This window comes from Nonomuraea sp. bgisy101 (genome assembly GCF_057708945.1).
Window position 1 is genome coordinate 145,497 of the sequence record NZ_JBYITD010000007.1, and the last position, 14,757, is coordinate 160,253.

Consider the following 14,757-nt stretch of genomic DNA (forward strand, 5'->3'; position numbering starts at 1 on the left):
TCAGTGCGTGGTGAAGACGACGGTCACGTTGTGACCGCCGAACCCGAACGAGTTGTTGACCGCGGCGATGTCGCCCTGCGGCAGCCTGCGGGACTCGCCGTGGACCAGGTCCACCTCGATGCCGTCGTCCGGGTTGACCAGGTTGATGGTCGCCGGCACGACACGGTCCTCGAGTGCCTTGACGGTGAAGACCGACTCGATGCCGCCCGCGCCGCCCAGCAGGTGGCCCGTCATGGACTTGGTGGAGGTGACCAGCGGGTGGGTGCCGATGGCCTTGGCCACCGACTGCACCTCGATGACGTCACCGGCCGGGGTGGAGGTGCCGTGTGCGTTGATGTGCTTGACGTCCTGGCCCGTCACGCCCGCGTCGGTGAGCGCCTGGGTCATCGCCATGATGATGCCTCTGCCCTCGGGCTCGGGCTGGGTGATGTGGTGGGAGTCGGCGGAGTATCCGACGCCGGCGGCGTAGGCGAAGATCTTCGCGCCGCGCGCCTTGGCGTGCTCCTCCGACTCCAGCACGACGATGCCCGCGCCCTCGCCGAGCACGAACCCGTCGCGGTCGCGGTCCCACGGGCGCGAGGCGCCCTGCGGGTCGTCGTTGCGGGTCGACATGGCCCGCGCGGCCGCGAAGGCGGCGATGTTGAGCGGGTGGATGGCCGCCTCGGTGCCGCCGGCCACGACGACGTCGGCGCGGCCGGACCTGATCATGTCCATCGCGTAGCCGATCGCCTCGGCGCCGGAGGCGCAGGCGGAGACGGTCGCGTGGACCCCGGCCATCGCGCCCAGGTCGAGCCCGATCCACGCGGCGGGACCGTTGGGCATGAGCATCGGGACGGTGAAGGGCGAAAGGCGGTTCCAGCCCTTCTCCTTGAACGTGTCGTAGGCCGAGAGCGTCGTGGTGATGCCGCCGATGCCGCTGGAGACGACCACGCCGAGCCGCTCGGGCGCCACCTGCGGCGCGCCCGCGTGCTGCCAGGCCTCCCGCGCCGCGACCAGGGCCAGCTGCTCGCTGCGGTCGAGACGGCGCGCCTCCGGTCGCGGCAGCACCTCGGACGGGTCGACGGCCGCGACGCCCGCGAACTTCACGGGGACGCTGTCGACCCAGTCCTCGGTGAGGGGCCGCACACCAGACTGACCGGCGAGGAGCGCCGACCAGGTCGAGGTGACGTCTCCACCGAGGGGCGTCGTCGCGCCAAGCCCGGTGACGACGACTCGTGCCCGGTTCGCACTCACGTGGTTACGCTCCTTGCTGATCAGAAGGGAAGGTTCAGGCCTGGATGAAGTTGAGGACGTCCTTGACCGTCTTCAGGTTCTTGAGCTGGTCGTCGGGGATCTCGACGCCGAACTCGTCCTGCGCGGCCACGGCGATCTCGACCATGGACAGGGAGTCGATGTCGAGGTCGTCCACGAAGCTCTTCTCCGGGGTGACCTCGGACGCCGGGATCCCGGTGATCTCGTTCACGATCTTGCCGAGGCCCTCGAGGATCTCCTGCTCGCTGACTGCCATGTCGGTAGTTCTCCTTTGGGTTTCTTCTTGGGTTTTGTACGGCAGGCCGCGTCGGCGGCGGCCACGCCGTACAAGCTATGGGATCTCGACGACCTGGCCGGCGTAGGTCAGACCGGCGCCGAAGCCGAGAAGGAGGGCCAGCTGGCCCGACTGCACCTCGCCCCGCTCGATCATGCGGGAGAGTGCCAGCGGGATGGACGCCGCGGAGGTGTTGCCCGCCAGCACGATGTCGCGCGCGATGATGGCGTTGTCGGCGCCGAGCTTGCGGGCGATGGCCTCGATGATGCGCAGGTTGGCCTGGTGGGGCACGAACGCCGCCAGATCGGCGGGGTCCACTCCCGCGCGCTCGCAGGCCTCCTTGGCCACGGGGTGAAGTGCCGTGGTGGCCCAGCGGAACACGGTCTGACCTTCCTGGTGCAGGAAGGAGTCACGGTCCTTGATGATGATCGCGTCGTACTTGTCGCCCGCGCTGCCCCACACCACGGGGCCGATGCCGGGCGTGTCGGAGGCCGTGACCACGGCCGCGCCCGCACCGTCGGCGAAGATGACGGCCGTCGCCCTGTCGGTCCAGTCGATCCACTGCGACAGCTTCTCCGTGCCGACGACCAGCACGTTGGTGGCCTGCCCCGACCGTACGGCGGCGCTGGCGGTGCCGAGCGCGTAGCAGAAGCCCGCGCATGCGGCGTTGACGTCGAAGGCGCCGGGAGCCTCGATGCCCAGCCGGGTGGCCACCCGCGCGGCGGCGTTGGGGATCTGCGACTCGAGCGTGCAGGAGGCCACGATGACCAGGTCGATGTCACCGGCGCCGAGACCGGAGCCCGCCAGCGCCTTGCCGCCCGCCTGGACGGCCATGTCGATCTCGGACTCGTTGGCGGGGGCGACCCTGCGCTCCTTGATGCCGACCCGGGACTGGATCCACTCGTCGTTGGTGTCCATGGTCTTGGCCAGGTCGTCGTTGGTGACGATGTTGGTCGGCTGGTAGTGGCCGAAGGCCAGGATCTTCGCTCCAGGGGCGACGTCGGGGATCCTCATGACTTGATCAGCTCCCTGGCCGCGTCGAGGTCGTCGGGGGTCTTCAGCGCGACGCTCTCCACGCCGCGCAGGGCGCGCTTGGCCAGACCGGTCAGGGTGCCGCCGGGCAGGAGCTCGACCATCCTGGTGACGCCGAGCGAGGCCATGGTCTCCATGCAGGAGTCCCAGCGGACGGGGTTGCTGACCTGGTTGACCAGGAGCCCGAGGAATTCGGCGCCGCTGTCGACGACCTTGCCGTGGGCGTTGGACAGCAGTTTGGTGTGCGGGTCGCCCGGCGTGACGCCGGCGGCCGCCTCGCGCAGGTGCTCGACCGCGGGGGCCATGTGGACGGTGTGGAACGCGCCGGCGACCTGCAGCGGGATGAGCCTCGCGCGGGCGGGCGGCTCCTGTTTGAAGGCGGCCAGCTGCTCCAGCGTGCCCGCCGCGACGATCTGTCCCGCGCCGTTGATGTTGGCGGGGGTCAGCCCGTGTTCGTCGATGGCGGCCAGCACGTCGGCCTCGACGCCGCCGAGCACGGCGGTCATGCCGGTCTCGGTGACCGCGGCGGCCTTGGCCATGGCCTGGCCGCGCTCGCGGATCAGCGCAAGCGACTGCTCGGGGGTCAGCACTCCGGCCAGCGCCGCGGCGGCGAACTCGCCGACGCTGTGGCCGGCCAGCAGGTCGGGGGTCGCGCCGAGCGCCTCGGCGGCGGCGAGCGAGGCGGCCACCAGCAACGGCTGGGCGACGGCGGTGTCCCGGATCTCGTCGGCGTCAGCGGTGGTGCCGTAGGCGATCAGGTCGAGCCCGGCGACCTCCGACCATGCCGAAAGCCTGTCTGCGAGGCCTGGTAGCTCTAGCCATGGCGACAGGAAGCCTGGGGTCTGGGCGCCTTGGCCCGGGGCGACGAGTACGAACACGGATTCCACCATGCCCTGTAGAAGTCCGACACGAGGATAGAGATCCGTACGAACTTTGTCCCAGGCATTTTGTAGGAACCATACAGTGGGGGTTTCGATGGTGTTACGTTAGTGCGCGCCAGGTCACGGCGCTCTCGGAGAGCCTGCCCAGAATCAGCCCGACCTGCAGGGTGAAGGCCGATCGGCCCTCCGTCGGCTGGTAGCCGGTCAGCTCGGTGATCTTCTTCAGCCGGTACCTGACCGTGTTCGGGTGCACGAACAGCAGCCTGGCCGTCGCCTCGAGCGAGGTGCCCTGCTCCAGGTAGGTGGCCAGCGTGTCGAGCAGCGGGGTGCCGGCCAGCGGCAGGTAGACGTTCTCCACCAGCTGCTCCCTGGCGTCCTCGTCGCCGTCGAGCGCCCGCTCGGCCAGCAGGTCCTCCGCGTGCACGGGCCTCGGCGCGTCGGGCCAGCCCGAGGACGCCTTGAGTCCGGCGATCGCCGCCCTGGCCGATCGCGCCGCCGCGTGCAGGTCGGGCACCTCGGGGCCGATGACGATCGGGCCGGGCCCGAAGCGCGGCACGACCTGCCTGGAGGCCTGGTCGACGCTCTGGGCGCCGCCCACGATCACGATCAGCCGGTCGGCCTGGACCCCTGCGAGCAGGTCCATGCCGATGCGCCTGCCCTTCTCGCGCAGGGAGTCGATGACCGCGCGCGGGTCGTCGTCGGGCGCGTGCCCCGCGAGCACCACGACGGGCGAGGAGGTCCAGCCGAGCGCGGCGGCCCACGAGTGCAGGCCGTCGTCGACCTCGCCGCGCACCAGTGCGTCGACGATCAGCGCCTCCAGCCTGGCGTCCCACGCTCCACGCGCCTCCGCCTCGCGGGCGTAGACCTGCGCGGCGGCGAAGGCCACGTCGCGGGTGTAGCGGAGCATCGCCTGCTCCAGCTGGTCGCCGCCGCCTGGCGCGGCCAGCTCGTCGGTCATCGTCTCGACGACCTCGACGACGATACGGACGATGTCGACCGTCTGCTGCAGGGAGATGGAGCGCTTCAGCTCGCGCGGCGCGGTGCCGAAGAACTCGATGCTCGGGGTGGGACGGCCCTCGCCGGCATGGGCGAACCACTCGACGAAGGCGGCGATGCCGGCCTGGGCGACGAGGCCGACCCAGGAGCGGTCCTCGGCCGAAAGGGCGCGGAACCACGGCAACCGCTCGTCCATGCGCGCCATGGCCGCGGTGCCCAGGGTGCCCATGTTGCGTTCGAGACGCCTGGTGGTGTCCTCACGCATACGGTCCTCGTGGTCTGTCACGCCTCTAGAGTGCCAGGTCCGCGAGAGTGCGCCGGTCCTGCCCGAAACGGGCCGCGCCATCAGGTCCGGAACGGCGAGCTCGCGGTGGACGTTCTCCAGGTGCTTGTCGACCGTGCGCCGGGAGATGCCGAGCCGTCTGGCCGTCGAGCGCCTGGACAGGCCCTTTGCGCACCAGGTCGAGCACCTCGCGCTCGCGCGGCCTCAGACCGTCGGGGACGGTGTTCCTGTGCGTGCGAGCTGTGGATGCGGCGCGGGGGCGACGAGGTGCGGATCCTGCCGAGGGGTGGGCAGACGGGTGTTCGAACGCACCGCCGTCGGGCGGACGTCTCGGCCGTCCTCGGCGAGGTGCCGTCCTCGGCGGCTAGATGACGGCCACGGCGGTGATGAGGCCGATCGCCAGGTGCGTCACGGCCAGCAGGCGGGCGCCGGGCTGCAGCTCGCTCTCCTTGATCAGCTCGCGCACCGAGATGCCCGCGACCAGGTCGAACACCAGCATGGCCACCGTCTGCACCGCGATGCCGACCAGACCGAAGACGGCGGTGGCGAGCAGGCCCTCGTGCAGGGCGCCGCCCGACGACCAGATCGAGGCGGCGACGATGAGCCCCACGGCGCCCAGCCCCGAGGAGGCCAGGAGGGTGGCGTTGGGGTTGCGCTCGTTCTTGATGACCGAGCTGAGCTTGCCGGGCGTGGCCAGGTCGATGACGTAGAAGCCGACGATCAGCAGGATCATGCCGAGGACGGCGTAGGCGGCGATGGCCAGGGCGCCGGAGGCCAGGTGGTCGATGAGGTTCACGGTGACTCTTTCTTCGCCGAAGAGAGGGACGCCTCGGCGACGGCGGGTGCGGGGGATGCCGCCGGCCCCTTCAGACCTGCGTCGGAGGAGGCAGGCGGGCCGGGGGGACGGGGGGAGGGGGTCACGGGGACTGCTCGATCCTGTGGGGGACGAAGGACGAGGTGTCGTCGGTGATCAGCCCCGAGGTCTCGCGGATGCCCAGCCCCGCGGACTCGTCGGCGACCACCCACGCGCCGAGCACCGGCCGCTGCCCCTCGAACGAGGGAAGCGCCTCGAAGCCCTGATGGACGAAGCCCTCCGCGCCGTAGGAGCCGGGCGTCTCGGCCACGCCGGAGGGGGTGACGATCCGCATGGAGGCGCCCTCCCTGCCGAGCAGCGGCTTGACGATGTAGGAGGTCAGCTCGCGCGGGCCGTCGAGGTAGGCGGGCAGCAGGTTGGGGTGGCCCGGATACAGCTCCCACAGCACCGCCAGCAGCGCCTTGTTCGACAGCAGCGCCTTCCACAGCGGCTCGATCCACGTGGTCGAGGCGGCGTGCCGTACGGCGTGCTCGCCGAAGCCGTCGGTCAGCATCCACTCCCACGGGTACAGCTTGAACGCCGAGCGGATCACCCTGCCACCGGTATCGACGAAGCGCCGGTTGAGCGGATCCCAGCCGATGTCCTCCATCGCGATGGCGATCGTGCCGAGACCCGCCTGGTCGGCGGTTTCCTGCAGGTAGGCGACGGTCATCGCCTCTTCGCCTGTCTCGTCCATGTTCGTCCAGGCGAAGTGGGTGGGGCCCGTCGGCAGGACCAGCGAGCGCCACCTGTCGATGAGGCGCTCGTGGATGGAGTTCCACTGGTCGTCGCCAGGGAAGCGGTCCTGCAGCCAGTACCACTGCACGACGCTCGACTCCACCAGGGAGGTGGGCGTGTCGGCGTTGTACTCCAGCATCTTGGGCGGGGAGACGCCGTCGTAGCGCAGGTCGAAGCGGCCGTAGACGTGCGGGTCGCGCCGCTCCCACGAGCGGGCGATCTCCTGCCAGGTCCACTCGGGCAGCGCGAAGTCGGCGAAGCGCCGCTCGGCGATGACGTGCTCGACCGCGGCCAGGCACATCCGGTGCAGTTCCTCCACCTGCTCCTCGAGCTCGAGCACCTGCTCCATGGTGAAGACGTAGTGGACGGACTCGTCCCAGTAGGGCCGGGGCAGGTGCGCGGCCTGCACGGAGCGGTGGAAGGCGAGGCCGTGGCCTTCGACGATCTTCTCCCAGCCTTCGCGGGGAGTGGCGTGCTCGCGTCGCATCAGGATCCCGTCGAGGTGCGGTTGCCGAAACCGTTCGTGGTGACCTTCCCCGAGCGGGTGATCTCGTCGCCGCTCCTGGTCACGACGTAGGAGTGGCGCGGCCGGTTGGTCGTGCCCTTGGAGACGCGATTCCTGACCTTGGTGCCGCCGTAGTACCAGAGGTAGGCGCCGTGCCTTCCCGCGCCGTCGCAGCGGTCGTCGTCCACGACCACGTAGCGGCCGTGGTCCTCGCTGTTCCGCCTGACGCACCGGGCGACGACCTCGTCGTCCGGCTCCTCCTCGTCCTCTTCGACTTCGTCTTCGACGTCTTCCTCGACGTCTTCTTCGACGAAGTCCTCTTCGGAGGAGGAGTCCATCACGACCTGGTCCGAGCCGGCGTACACGGAGTCGCCCGAGGCGCAGCCCGACAGGACGACGGACGAGACGGTCACCACGGCGCCGAGCCTCACCGCGTGCGAGGAGAGCCTGCGCGCCATCAGCTGCCGCCCCCGCCCCTGCCGCCGAACCCGCCGCGCTGGACGACGTGCCCGTTCCTGCTGCTGATGCGCGCCTCGGCGGGCCTCACGGTGGTGCCCTTCAGCACCCGCATGCCCGTCCTGACGCCGCCGTAGTACCAGCCGTAGGCGTGGTGGGAGGAGTGGGAGCCGCCGCCGTCGTCGTCATCGCAGTAGTCGTCGTCGACGACCTGGTAGGAGCCGTCGGGGAGCTGGGTGTTGAGGTCGACGCAGTCGGCCGCGACCTCTTCGTAGTCGTCCTGCGCCGAGCAGAAGCCGACCACCATCAACGAGATCACGCCGAGCGCCGTCAGCGTGATCACCTTGGTCGACTTGCGGGAGCGGGTTTCTGCCATGGGGCTCCAGAGCTTATCGGGGCTTTATAGCTGGAACAACGGGGGTGTGCAGAGCAGGGTTCCCTCTGGGTAGATATGTCGGCATGGAGCCGGTCCAGGCACTGCGTGACATCGCGTTCCTCCTGGAACGCGCGGGCGAGCCGACCTACCGGGTGCGAGCCTTCAGGCGGGCCGCCGCCGCGGTCGAGGACCTGCCGCAGGACGAGCTCGTACGGCTGGCGAGGGCCGACGCCCTGGCCGACCTGCCGGGCATCGGCAAGGTCACCGCGCTGGCCATCACCGAGGCGCTCGACGGGAAGACCCCGACCTACCTGCGCAGACTCCAGGCCACCGAGGGCGCCGACCTCGACGAGGAGAGCGCCGCGCTGCGGGCCGCGCTCAAGGGAGACCTGCACTCCCACTCCGACTGGTCGGACGGCGGCTCCCCGGTCGAGGAGATGGCCGCCTCGGCGAGGGCGCTCGGCCACGAGTACTGGGCGCTGACCGACCACTCTCCGCGGCTGACGATCGCCAACGGCCTGTCGGCCTCGCGGCTGCGCAGGCAGCTGGATCTGGTGGCGGGGCTGAACGAGAAGCTCGCGCCGTTCAGGATCCTCACCGGCATCGAGGTGGACATCAACCTCGACGGAACGCTCGACCAGGATCCCGCGCTGCTGGCCCGCCTGGACGTGGTGGTGGCGAGCGTCCACTCCAAGCTGCGCATGAACACCCACGAGATGACCCGCCGGATGGTGACCGCCGTCGCGAACCCCCACGTCGACGTGCTGGGTCACTGCACCGGCAGGATCGTCAAGGGCGGTGGCAGGCGGGGCGGCCTGCGACCCGAGTCCGACTTCGACGCCGAGCTGGTGTTCGAGGCGTGCCGCAGGTTCGGCGTCGCCGTGGAGATCAACTCCAGGCCCGACAGGCTCGACCCGCCGAAGCGGCTGCTGCGGCTGGCCTACGAGATGGGCTGCGTGTTCTCCGTCGACTCGGACGCCCACGCGCCCGGGCAGCTGGACTGGCAGCGGTTCGGCTGTGAGCGCGCGGCCCAGTGCGGGGTGGAGGCCGAGCGGGTCGTCAACACCTGGTCCGTGGAGCGGCTGCTGGACTGGACGGCCGGCTAGCGGCGACGAGCGTGAGGCGCCGGTTTCGGCATGCCTGCCGTACTGCCTGATTCTTTGAAAGTTTTCGCTTCAGTATTGCAAGCGATGGAAACGCGGAGGTAGCGTCTGGGCGCGTCAGGCCGTTCTCTGCACCCCCCTGGAGACCCCCATGGCCCACCTCGACCGCCGCCGTTTCCTTCAGCTCAGCGCCCTGGCCGCCACGGGAGGCGCGCTGAGCGCCTGTGGCGGCGGCACGTCAGGAACCTCGGCCGCAGGCAGCGGGAAGATCACGGTGTGGAGCTGGCAGGGCCCGGCCGCGATGATGAAGCAACTGGTCCCCGCCTTCGAGAAGCAGTTCCCCGCGATCAAGGTCGAGGTCCAGGACATCGGCAACCCCGCCATCTGGGACAAGATCACCGCAGGGCTCGCCGCGGGCGGTCAGGGGCTCGGCGACGTGCTCCACATCGGCGTGGACTACCTGCCGGCCTACGTCGAGAAGTTCCCCGACGGGCTGGCCGACCTGACGCCCCTGGGCGCGGGCAGGCACAAGACGGCCTTCGCGCAGGGCATGTGGGAGACCGTCAGCCGCGACGGCAAGGTCTACGCGCTGCCGTGGGAGGCCAACTCCGCGGGTTTCTACTACCGGGCCGACCTGTTCGAGAAGGCAGGCGTCGACGTCGAGGCGCTGCGAACCTGGGACGAGGTCATCGAGGCCGGCGTCATGCTCAAGGAGAAGACCGGCGTCCAGCTTCTCGGCATCGACAAGCCCGCCACCCAGGCCGACTCGGCCAACCTCTTCCAGATGCTGCTGCAACTGCAGGACAGCTTCTACTTCGACATGGCGGGCAACATCACGCTCGACACCCCGCAGGCCGTCACCGCGCTCACCATCATCAAGAAGCTCAACGACGCGGGCCTGGTCGCCGACATGGCGGGCGGCTGGAACACGATGATCACCTCGATCAAGAAGGGCTCGGTCGCGGTCCAGGCCATGCCGACCTGGTTCGGCGGCATCATCGAGGAGACCGTCCCAGGCGAGAAGGGCAAGTGGAAGGTACGGCTGCCGCCGGCCGTCGCCGCGGGCGGCAAGGTCTCGGCCACCGTCAACTCCACGCACCTGGCCGTCGCCAACACCAGCAAGGACAAGGCCGCCGCCTACGCCTTCGCCGAGTTCGTGCTGACCAGGCCCGAGAACCAGGTCGCGATCTACAAGGGCAAGGGCATCGCGCCCGCCCTGATGAAGGCCTACGACGACCCCGTCTTCCACGAGGCTTCGGCGTTCTTCAGCGGGCAGAAGAAGGGCGAGATCTTCCTCGACGCGCTCAGGCAGCCCTCCTACGTCACCAACTACTCGGCCGACTACCCGCGGGCGCTGAAGGCGGTGACGGACGCGCAGAGCAAGGTCCTGCTCAAGGGCGCCGACCCCGCCACGGCGCTCAAGGAGGCGGCCGAGCTCGTCGCCCAGCAGACCGGCAGGAAGGTGCTGCGGTGACGGCGCTGGCGTCGCGCGCCACCGCGGCGAGGGCGACGGCGGCGCGGCGGTTTCCCGCGATGAAGGCGGCCCCCTACTTGTGGGTGCTCCCCGCCGTCGCGCTGTTCGCGATCTTCAAGCTGTATCCGATCGCCTGGTCGTTCTGGCTCAGCCTGTTCAGGACCGACGGCGCGCTGCAGACCTTCGCGGGCGTGGCCAACTACCAGCGCCTGGCCGGCGACCCCCTGTTCTGGACGGCGTTGCGCAACACCGTGGTGATCCTCGTGGTCCAGGTGCCGCTGATGCTCGCCATCGCGGTCGCGCTCGCGGTGGCGTTCAACTCGCCGCTGCTGCGGTTCAAGGGCCTCATCAGGCTCGGGTTCTTCCTGCCGATGATCACCGGCCTGGTCGCGTACGGCCTGCTGTTCGCCGTCCTGCTCAACCCGCAGTCGGGGCTGGTCAACTGGGTGCTCGGCCTGGCCGGCATCCCCCCGGTGCCCTGGCTGACCGACACGGTGTGGGCCCGCATCGCCCTCGGCCTCGCCCTGACCTGGCACTACACCGGCTACAACGCGGTGATCTACCTGTCCAGGCTGCAGTCGCTGCCCAAGGACCTCTACGACGCGGCGGCCGTGGACGGCGCGGGCGCCTGGCGCCGCTTCGTGCACGTGACGCTGCCGGGACTGCGGCCGGTCATCCTGCTGACACTGGTGATGTCCACGATCGGCACGCTCCAGCTGTTCGACGAGCCCTACGTCCTGACGAACGGCGGACCCGACAACAGCACGCTGACGCTCGGCCTGTACCTGTACAACAACGGCTTCAAGTACCTCGACTTCGGCTACGCCTCGGCCATCGCCTACGCGCTCGCCGTCATCATCGGGATCCTCGGCATCGTGCAGTTCCGCGTGCTGGGAGACAAGCCGTGAGCCGAAGCATCATGCTGACCTCCACGCTGCTCGTCGCGGTCGCCGTGGTGCTGGTGCCGTTCTACTGGCTGGTCGTGGCCGGCACCCACAGCAGCGCCGAGGTCTTCGGCAGCCCGCCGCCGCTGCTGCCCGGCGGCCACCTGCTGGACAACCTGGCGGGCCTCGAGGTCAACGTCGGCTTCAGCCGGGTGGTCGGCAACTCCCTGCTCATCGCCACCGTTTACACACTGCTGGCCGGCCTGGTCTGCACGATGGCGGGCTACGGGTTCGCCAAGTACAGCTTCCGGGGAAAGGAGTTCCTGTTCGGGCTGCTCATGCTGGGCCTGGTCATCCCCAGCCAGGTCACGCTCGTGCCGCTGTTCAAGATGATGCTGGCACTCGACTGGCTCAACACCTACCAGGCGATCATCCTGCCCAACCTGGCGCTGCCGTTCGGCGTCTTCCTCATGCGCCAGTCGATGTCCGCCCTGCCGTCCGAGCTGCTGTCGGCGGGAAGGGTGGACGGCTGTGGCGAGCTGCAGCTGTTCGTGCGGGTGGTGCTGCCCCCGATCAGGCCCGCGCTGGCCGCGCTCGGCATCTACCTGTTCCTCTACCAGTGGAACGACTTCGTGTGGCCGTTGATCGCGCTGCGCACCAGGGACGCCTACACGATCCCGCTCGCGATCGCCGCACTTCAGGGTGCCACCGAGACCGACTACGGCCAGATCCTCGCGGGCACGGCCGTGGCCGCGCTCCCGATGGCGGTCCTGTTCCTTCTCCTCCAACGACACTTCGTGTCCGGACTTCTCGCTGGAGCGGTGAAAGAGTGAGCGTCACGACCGCGGGCCTCGCGCCCGCGCCCACCGAGCCCCTGCTCGACGACGTACGGCTGGCCGTCCTGACGGACGCAGGCACGGCCGCCTGGCGGCTGCTCGGTGACGTGCTGGAGATCGGCTCCCACGAGAGACTGGAGATCCGGCTGTCGGTGCCGCTCGGCGACGCCGTCGGCTTCTGGCACCCGGCCTGCGACTGGCACCGGGCGCTCGTCGCCGACTGGGCGGGCTACCAACGGACTTCGCTGGTCGACGGCGCGGCGGCCGGCTGCCTGTACGACAGCCAGGGCCGCACGCTGCTCGCCTTCGCGGCCGAGGACGCGGTGCCCGAGGTGACGATGCGGTTCGGGGTGTCGGAGGAGTCCAAGACCTTCGTCGTGCACCTAGCCGTGCCCGCGGGGCCGTACCGGATCCACTTCGCCAGGAGCGCGCCCTCGGTGGCGACGGCGATGCGCGCGCTGCGGCGCGCGCTGGCGCATGCGATGGGGCAGGGCGCGACCGAGCCCGCGGAGGGGGCTCGGGAGCCGGTCTACTCCACCTGGTACGGCTTCGCCCAGGACGTCTCGGCGGAGGGCGTCGAGGCGGAGGCGGCGCTGGCGGCGTCGGCCGGGTGCGGCGTGCTCATCCTCGACGACGGGTGGCAGGAGTTCGGAAACGGGCGTGGATACGGGGGAGTCGGCGACTGGGTGCCCGACCGCCGGAAATTTCCCGACTTCGCGGCGCACGTCGCGCGCGTGCGGGCGCTCGGGCTGCGCTATCTCGTGTGGGTCGCGCCCCTCCTGCTCGGGCCGGGTGCGGCCTGCTTCGACGAGCTGGAACCCTACGCGCCCGCCTCGGCCGGAGCGCCGGGCGCCAGGGTGCTCGACCCGCGGCGGCCCGAGGTCAGGCGGCACGTCGTCGCGCTGTGCGCCAGGCTGATGGAGCTCGGGGTCGACGGCCTCAAGATCGATTTCCTCAACGAGGCGATGGCCTACGCCGGCAGTCCCGCGCTCGACGCCGACGTCCACGACGTGGGCACGGCCATGCGGATGCTGCTCGTCGAGATTCGGCAGGCGGTGGGGGAGCGGGCGCTGCTGGAGTTCCGCCAGCCGTACGTGGGGCCAGGGACGGCAGGGCTCGCCGACCTGCTGCGAGCCGACGACTGCCCGGCTGACGTGACCGCGAACAGGGTCAGGACCATCGACATCGCCTTCCTCGCCGTCGCGGGCACCGTGCACGGCGACATGCTGATGTGGGATCCGCGGGCGGGCGCGCACAGTGCGGCCAGGCAGATCATCGGGTCGCTGCACGCCGTGCCGCAGATCTCGGCGCGCCTGGCGGGGCTGCCGGAGGAGCAGCGGCGGATGGTGACGTTCTGGCTGGGGGAGTGGCGGCGCGTGCGGCACGTCCTGCTCGACGGCCAGGTCGAGCCCGGCAGGCCGGACGAGCTGTACCCGGTGGTGATGGCCGCCCGCGGCGACGAGTGCGTGATCACGGTGGCCGCGGAGCGGGTGGTGGCGGTCGACACCGCGGCCCACCGATCCATCACGCTGGTCAACGGCACGGGCGCGGGGCGGCTCGTGCTCGAGGTGTCGGGGCCGGGCGCCGACGTGGCACGCCTGCACGGGCCTGACGGCTCTAGGATCGAGCCGGTGGTACGGCGGCTGGAGGCGGGGCTGGTCTCGCTGGCCGTACCCGCTTCGGGGCTGGTGGTCCTGGAGACCTCGGGTGCGGCGGTCGTGGAGGAGGAACGGTGAAGATCGGTATCACCGAGGTCGCCGCGCGGGCGGAGGTCAGCGAGGCCACGGTCAGCAGGGTGATCAACCGGCGGGCCGGCGTGTCGGCCAGGACCCGCGAGGCCGTCGAGCGGGCCATGGCCGAGCTCGGCTACGAGCGCTCCACCAGGGGCCAGATCGTCGCCGTGATCACGCCGTGGCTGTCCAACCCGTGGTTCGCCGACGTCGCCGAGCTGATCGAGGCGGCGCTGGCGCCGCACGGGCTGAAGGGTGTGCTGTGCCCCGCGCTGCCCGGCGGCATACAGGAGCGCGAGTTCGTCTCCGCGCTGGCCGAGCACGGCGTGGCCGCGGTGGTGTTCCTGTCGGCCAGCAACACCCTCGACGACCCCGACCCCGAGACGTGCAACATCCTGGCGGCACGGCGGATCCCGTTCGTCGGCGTCAACGGCGGGTTCGAGGGGCACTCGATGCCCGTGCTGTCCACCGACGACGTCATGGCGGCCGAGCTGGCCGTCGACCACCTGTGGCGGCTGGGCCACCGCGAGATCGGGATCGCCTCGGGACCCGTCGGCAACAGGCCGGCCGACAGGAGGGTGGAAGGGTTCATCGCCGCCATGGCACGGCGCGGGGTGCAGGACCCTGAGTCCCTGGTGATGCGGCAGTACTACACGATCGAGGGCGGGCAGTCGGCGACGGCCGCGCTGCTCGGACGGGGGGTCACGGCCGTCGTGGCGGCCAGTGACTTCATGGCGCTGGGGGCGGTCAGGGCGATCAGGCGCGAAGGCCTGGCGGTGCCCGGCGACGTCTCCGTGGTCGGCTACGACGGTTCGATGATCATGGAGTTCGTCGACCCGCCGCTGACGACCGTCAGGCAGCCGATCGACCGGCTGGCCAAGGAGGTGGCGCGCAGCGTCGTCGCCCTGGTGAGCGGGCGCGGCGTGCCGGCCGGCGAGCTCATGTTCAGCCCTGAGCTGGTCGTGCGGGCGTCCACGGCGGCGCCTCGCTGAGAGCCGGCGGGTGCACGGTGGTGCCCCGCTGAGACTCCGCATCCCACTGCCAACGGATTGTGCCCATTCGATTCATCCGATGATCGGGAGTAT

At 70.4% G+C, this 14,757-nt stretch carries 15 protein-coding genes and 1 pseudogene; 6 read left to right on the forward strand and 10 right to left on the reverse strand.

Going from position 1 to position 14,757, the window contains the following annotated elements:
• The 10 genes and pseudogenes from fabF to AC3EO4_RS15320 all read right to left on the reverse strand — a co-directional run bounded on the left by fabF (position 1) and on the right by AC3EO4_RS15320 (position 7,645).
• Positions 1-1,233, reverse strand: coding sequence for a beta-ketoacyl-ACP synthase II (gene fabF / locus AC3EO4_RS15275; protein WP_379573681.1), 1,233 nt, complete (start codon positions 1,231-1,233; stop codon positions 1-3).
• 34 nt (positions 1,234-1,267) lie between these two features.
• Complete coding sequence (locus AC3EO4_RS15280) at positions 1,268-1,507, reverse strand: acyl carrier protein (RefSeq protein ID WP_183646883.1); 240 nt, start codon at positions 1,505-1,507, stop codon at positions 1,268-1,270.
• Between the two features lie 75 nt (positions 1,508-1,582).
• Positions 1,583-2,539: a beta-ketoacyl-ACP synthase III gene (locus AC3EO4_RS15285; RefSeq protein ID WP_379573682.1), complete on the reverse strand. Its 957-nt coding sequence runs from the start codon at positions 2,537-2,539 to the stop codon at positions 1,583-1,585.
• Entirely contained in the window at positions 2,536-3,435 is a 900-nt protein-coding gene (locus tag AC3EO4_RS15290; RefSeq protein WP_431896133.1) for an ACP S-malonyltransferase, read from the reverse strand. Before AC3EO4_RS15290 ends, AC3EO4_RS15285 begins: the two co-directional genes overlap by 4 nt.
• 103 nt (positions 3,436-3,538) lie before the next feature.
• Positions 3,539-4,699: a PucR family transcriptional regulator gene (locus tag AC3EO4_RS15295; protein WP_379574557.1), complete on the reverse strand. Its 1,161-nt coding sequence runs from the start codon at positions 4,697-4,699 to the stop codon at positions 3,539-3,541.
• Positions 4,700-4,792: 93 nt separating this feature from the next.
• A pseudogene (locus AC3EO4_RS15300) lies at positions 4,793-4,885 on the reverse strand (hypothetical protein); the annotation flags it as partial.
• Positions 4,886-5,081: 196 nt separating this feature from the next.
• The gene (locus AC3EO4_RS15305; RefSeq protein ID WP_379573684.1) at positions 5,082-5,513 is read right to left on the reverse strand and encodes a DUF350 domain-containing protein; all 432 of its coding nucleotides are present in this window, start codon (positions 5,511-5,513) and stop codon (positions 5,082-5,084) included.
• Positions 5,514-5,634: 121 nt separating this feature from the next.
• Positions 5,635-6,795 (reverse strand): glutathionylspermidine synthase family protein, encoded by a 1,161-nt coding sequence (locus tag AC3EO4_RS15310; RefSeq protein WP_379573685.1) that lies wholly within the window; start codon positions 6,793-6,795, stop codon positions 5,635-5,637.
• Positions 6,795-7,271, reverse strand: coding sequence for a hypothetical protein (locus tag AC3EO4_RS15315; RefSeq protein WP_431896136.1), 477 nt, complete (start codon positions 7,269-7,271; stop codon positions 6,795-6,797). Before AC3EO4_RS15315 ends, AC3EO4_RS15310 begins: the two co-directional genes overlap by 1 nt.
• Positions 7,271-7,645: a hypothetical protein gene (locus AC3EO4_RS15320; RefSeq protein WP_431896138.1), complete on the reverse strand. Its 375-nt coding sequence runs from the start codon at positions 7,643-7,645 to the stop codon at positions 7,271-7,273. The genes AC3EO4_RS15315 and AC3EO4_RS15320 overlap by 1 nt, the downstream gene beginning before the upstream one ends.
• A gap of 83 nt (positions 7,646-7,728) precedes the next feature.
• Between AC3EO4_RS15320 and AC3EO4_RS15325 the strand changes: the two genes are divergently transcribed.
• The 6 genes from AC3EO4_RS15325 (at position 7,729) to AC3EO4_RS15350 (ending at position 14,664) form a co-directional block, all read left to right on the forward strand.
• On the forward strand, positions 7,729-8,751 hold the full coding sequence (locus AC3EO4_RS15325) for a PHP domain-containing protein (protein ID WP_379573688.1): 1,023 nt from the start codon (positions 7,729-7,731) through the stop codon (positions 8,749-8,751).
• A 148-nt stretch (positions 8,752-8,899) separates the two neighbouring features.
• Positions 8,900-10,222 (forward strand): ABC transporter substrate-binding protein, encoded by a 1,323-nt coding sequence (locus AC3EO4_RS15330; protein WP_431896140.1) that lies wholly within the window; start codon positions 8,900-8,902, stop codon positions 10,220-10,222.
• A complete protein-coding gene (locus AC3EO4_RS15335) occupies positions 10,219-11,130 on the forward strand; it encodes a carbohydrate ABC transporter permease (protein ID WP_431896142.1) in 912 nt (303 codons plus the stop codon). Before AC3EO4_RS15330 ends, AC3EO4_RS15335 begins: the two co-directional genes overlap by 4 nt.
• Positions 11,127-11,939, forward strand: coding sequence for a carbohydrate ABC transporter permease (locus AC3EO4_RS15340; protein ID WP_431896144.1), 813 nt, complete (start codon positions 11,127-11,129; stop codon positions 11,937-11,939). Before AC3EO4_RS15335 ends, AC3EO4_RS15340 begins: the two co-directional genes overlap by 4 nt.
• Positions 11,936-13,678: a glycoside hydrolase family 36 protein gene (locus AC3EO4_RS15345; RefSeq protein WP_431896146.1), complete on the forward strand. Its 1,743-nt coding sequence runs from the start codon at positions 11,936-11,938 to the stop codon at positions 13,676-13,678. The genes AC3EO4_RS15340 and AC3EO4_RS15345 overlap by 4 nt, the downstream gene beginning before the upstream one ends.
• Complete coding sequence (locus AC3EO4_RS15350) at positions 13,675-14,664, forward strand: LacI family DNA-binding transcriptional regulator (RefSeq protein WP_379573693.1); 990 nt, start codon at positions 13,675-13,677, stop codon at positions 14,662-14,664. The genes AC3EO4_RS15345 and AC3EO4_RS15350 overlap by 4 nt, the downstream gene beginning before the upstream one ends.
• Positions 14,665-14,757: the final 93 nt, after the last annotated feature.

Coding starts and splice junctions, on each gene's coding strand:
- AC3EO4_RS15310 (WP_379573685.1), bottom strand. CDS start 6,795: ATGCGACGCGAGCACGCCACTCCCCGCGAAGGCTGGGAGAAGATCGTC.
- AC3EO4_RS15280 (WP_183646883.1), bottom strand. CDS start 1,507: ATGGCAGTCAGCGAGCAGGAGATCCTCGAGGGCCTCGGCAAGATCGTG.
- AC3EO4_RS15315 (WP_431896136.1), bottom strand. CDS start 7,271: ATGGCGCGCAGGCTCTCCTCGCACGCGGTGAGGCTCGGCGCCGTGGTG.
- AC3EO4_RS15325 (WP_379573688.1), top strand. CDS start 7,729: ATGGAGCCGGTCCAGGCACTGCGTGACATCGCGTTCCTCCTGGAACGC.
- AC3EO4_RS15295 (WP_379574557.1), bottom strand. CDS start 4,699: ATGCGTGAGGACACCACCAGGCGTCTCGAACGCAACATGGGCACCCTG.
- AC3EO4_RS15320 (WP_431896138.1), bottom strand. CDS start 7,645: ATGGCAGAAACCCGCTCCCGCAAGTCGACCAAGGTGATCACGCTGACG.
- AC3EO4_RS15330 (WP_431896140.1), top strand. CDS start 8,900: ATGGCCCACCTCGACCGCCGCCGTTTCCTTCAGCTCAGCGCCCTGGCC.
- AC3EO4_RS15285 (WP_379573682.1), bottom strand. CDS start 2,539: ATGAGGATCCCCGACGTCGCCCCTGGAGCGAAGATCCTGGCCTTCGGC.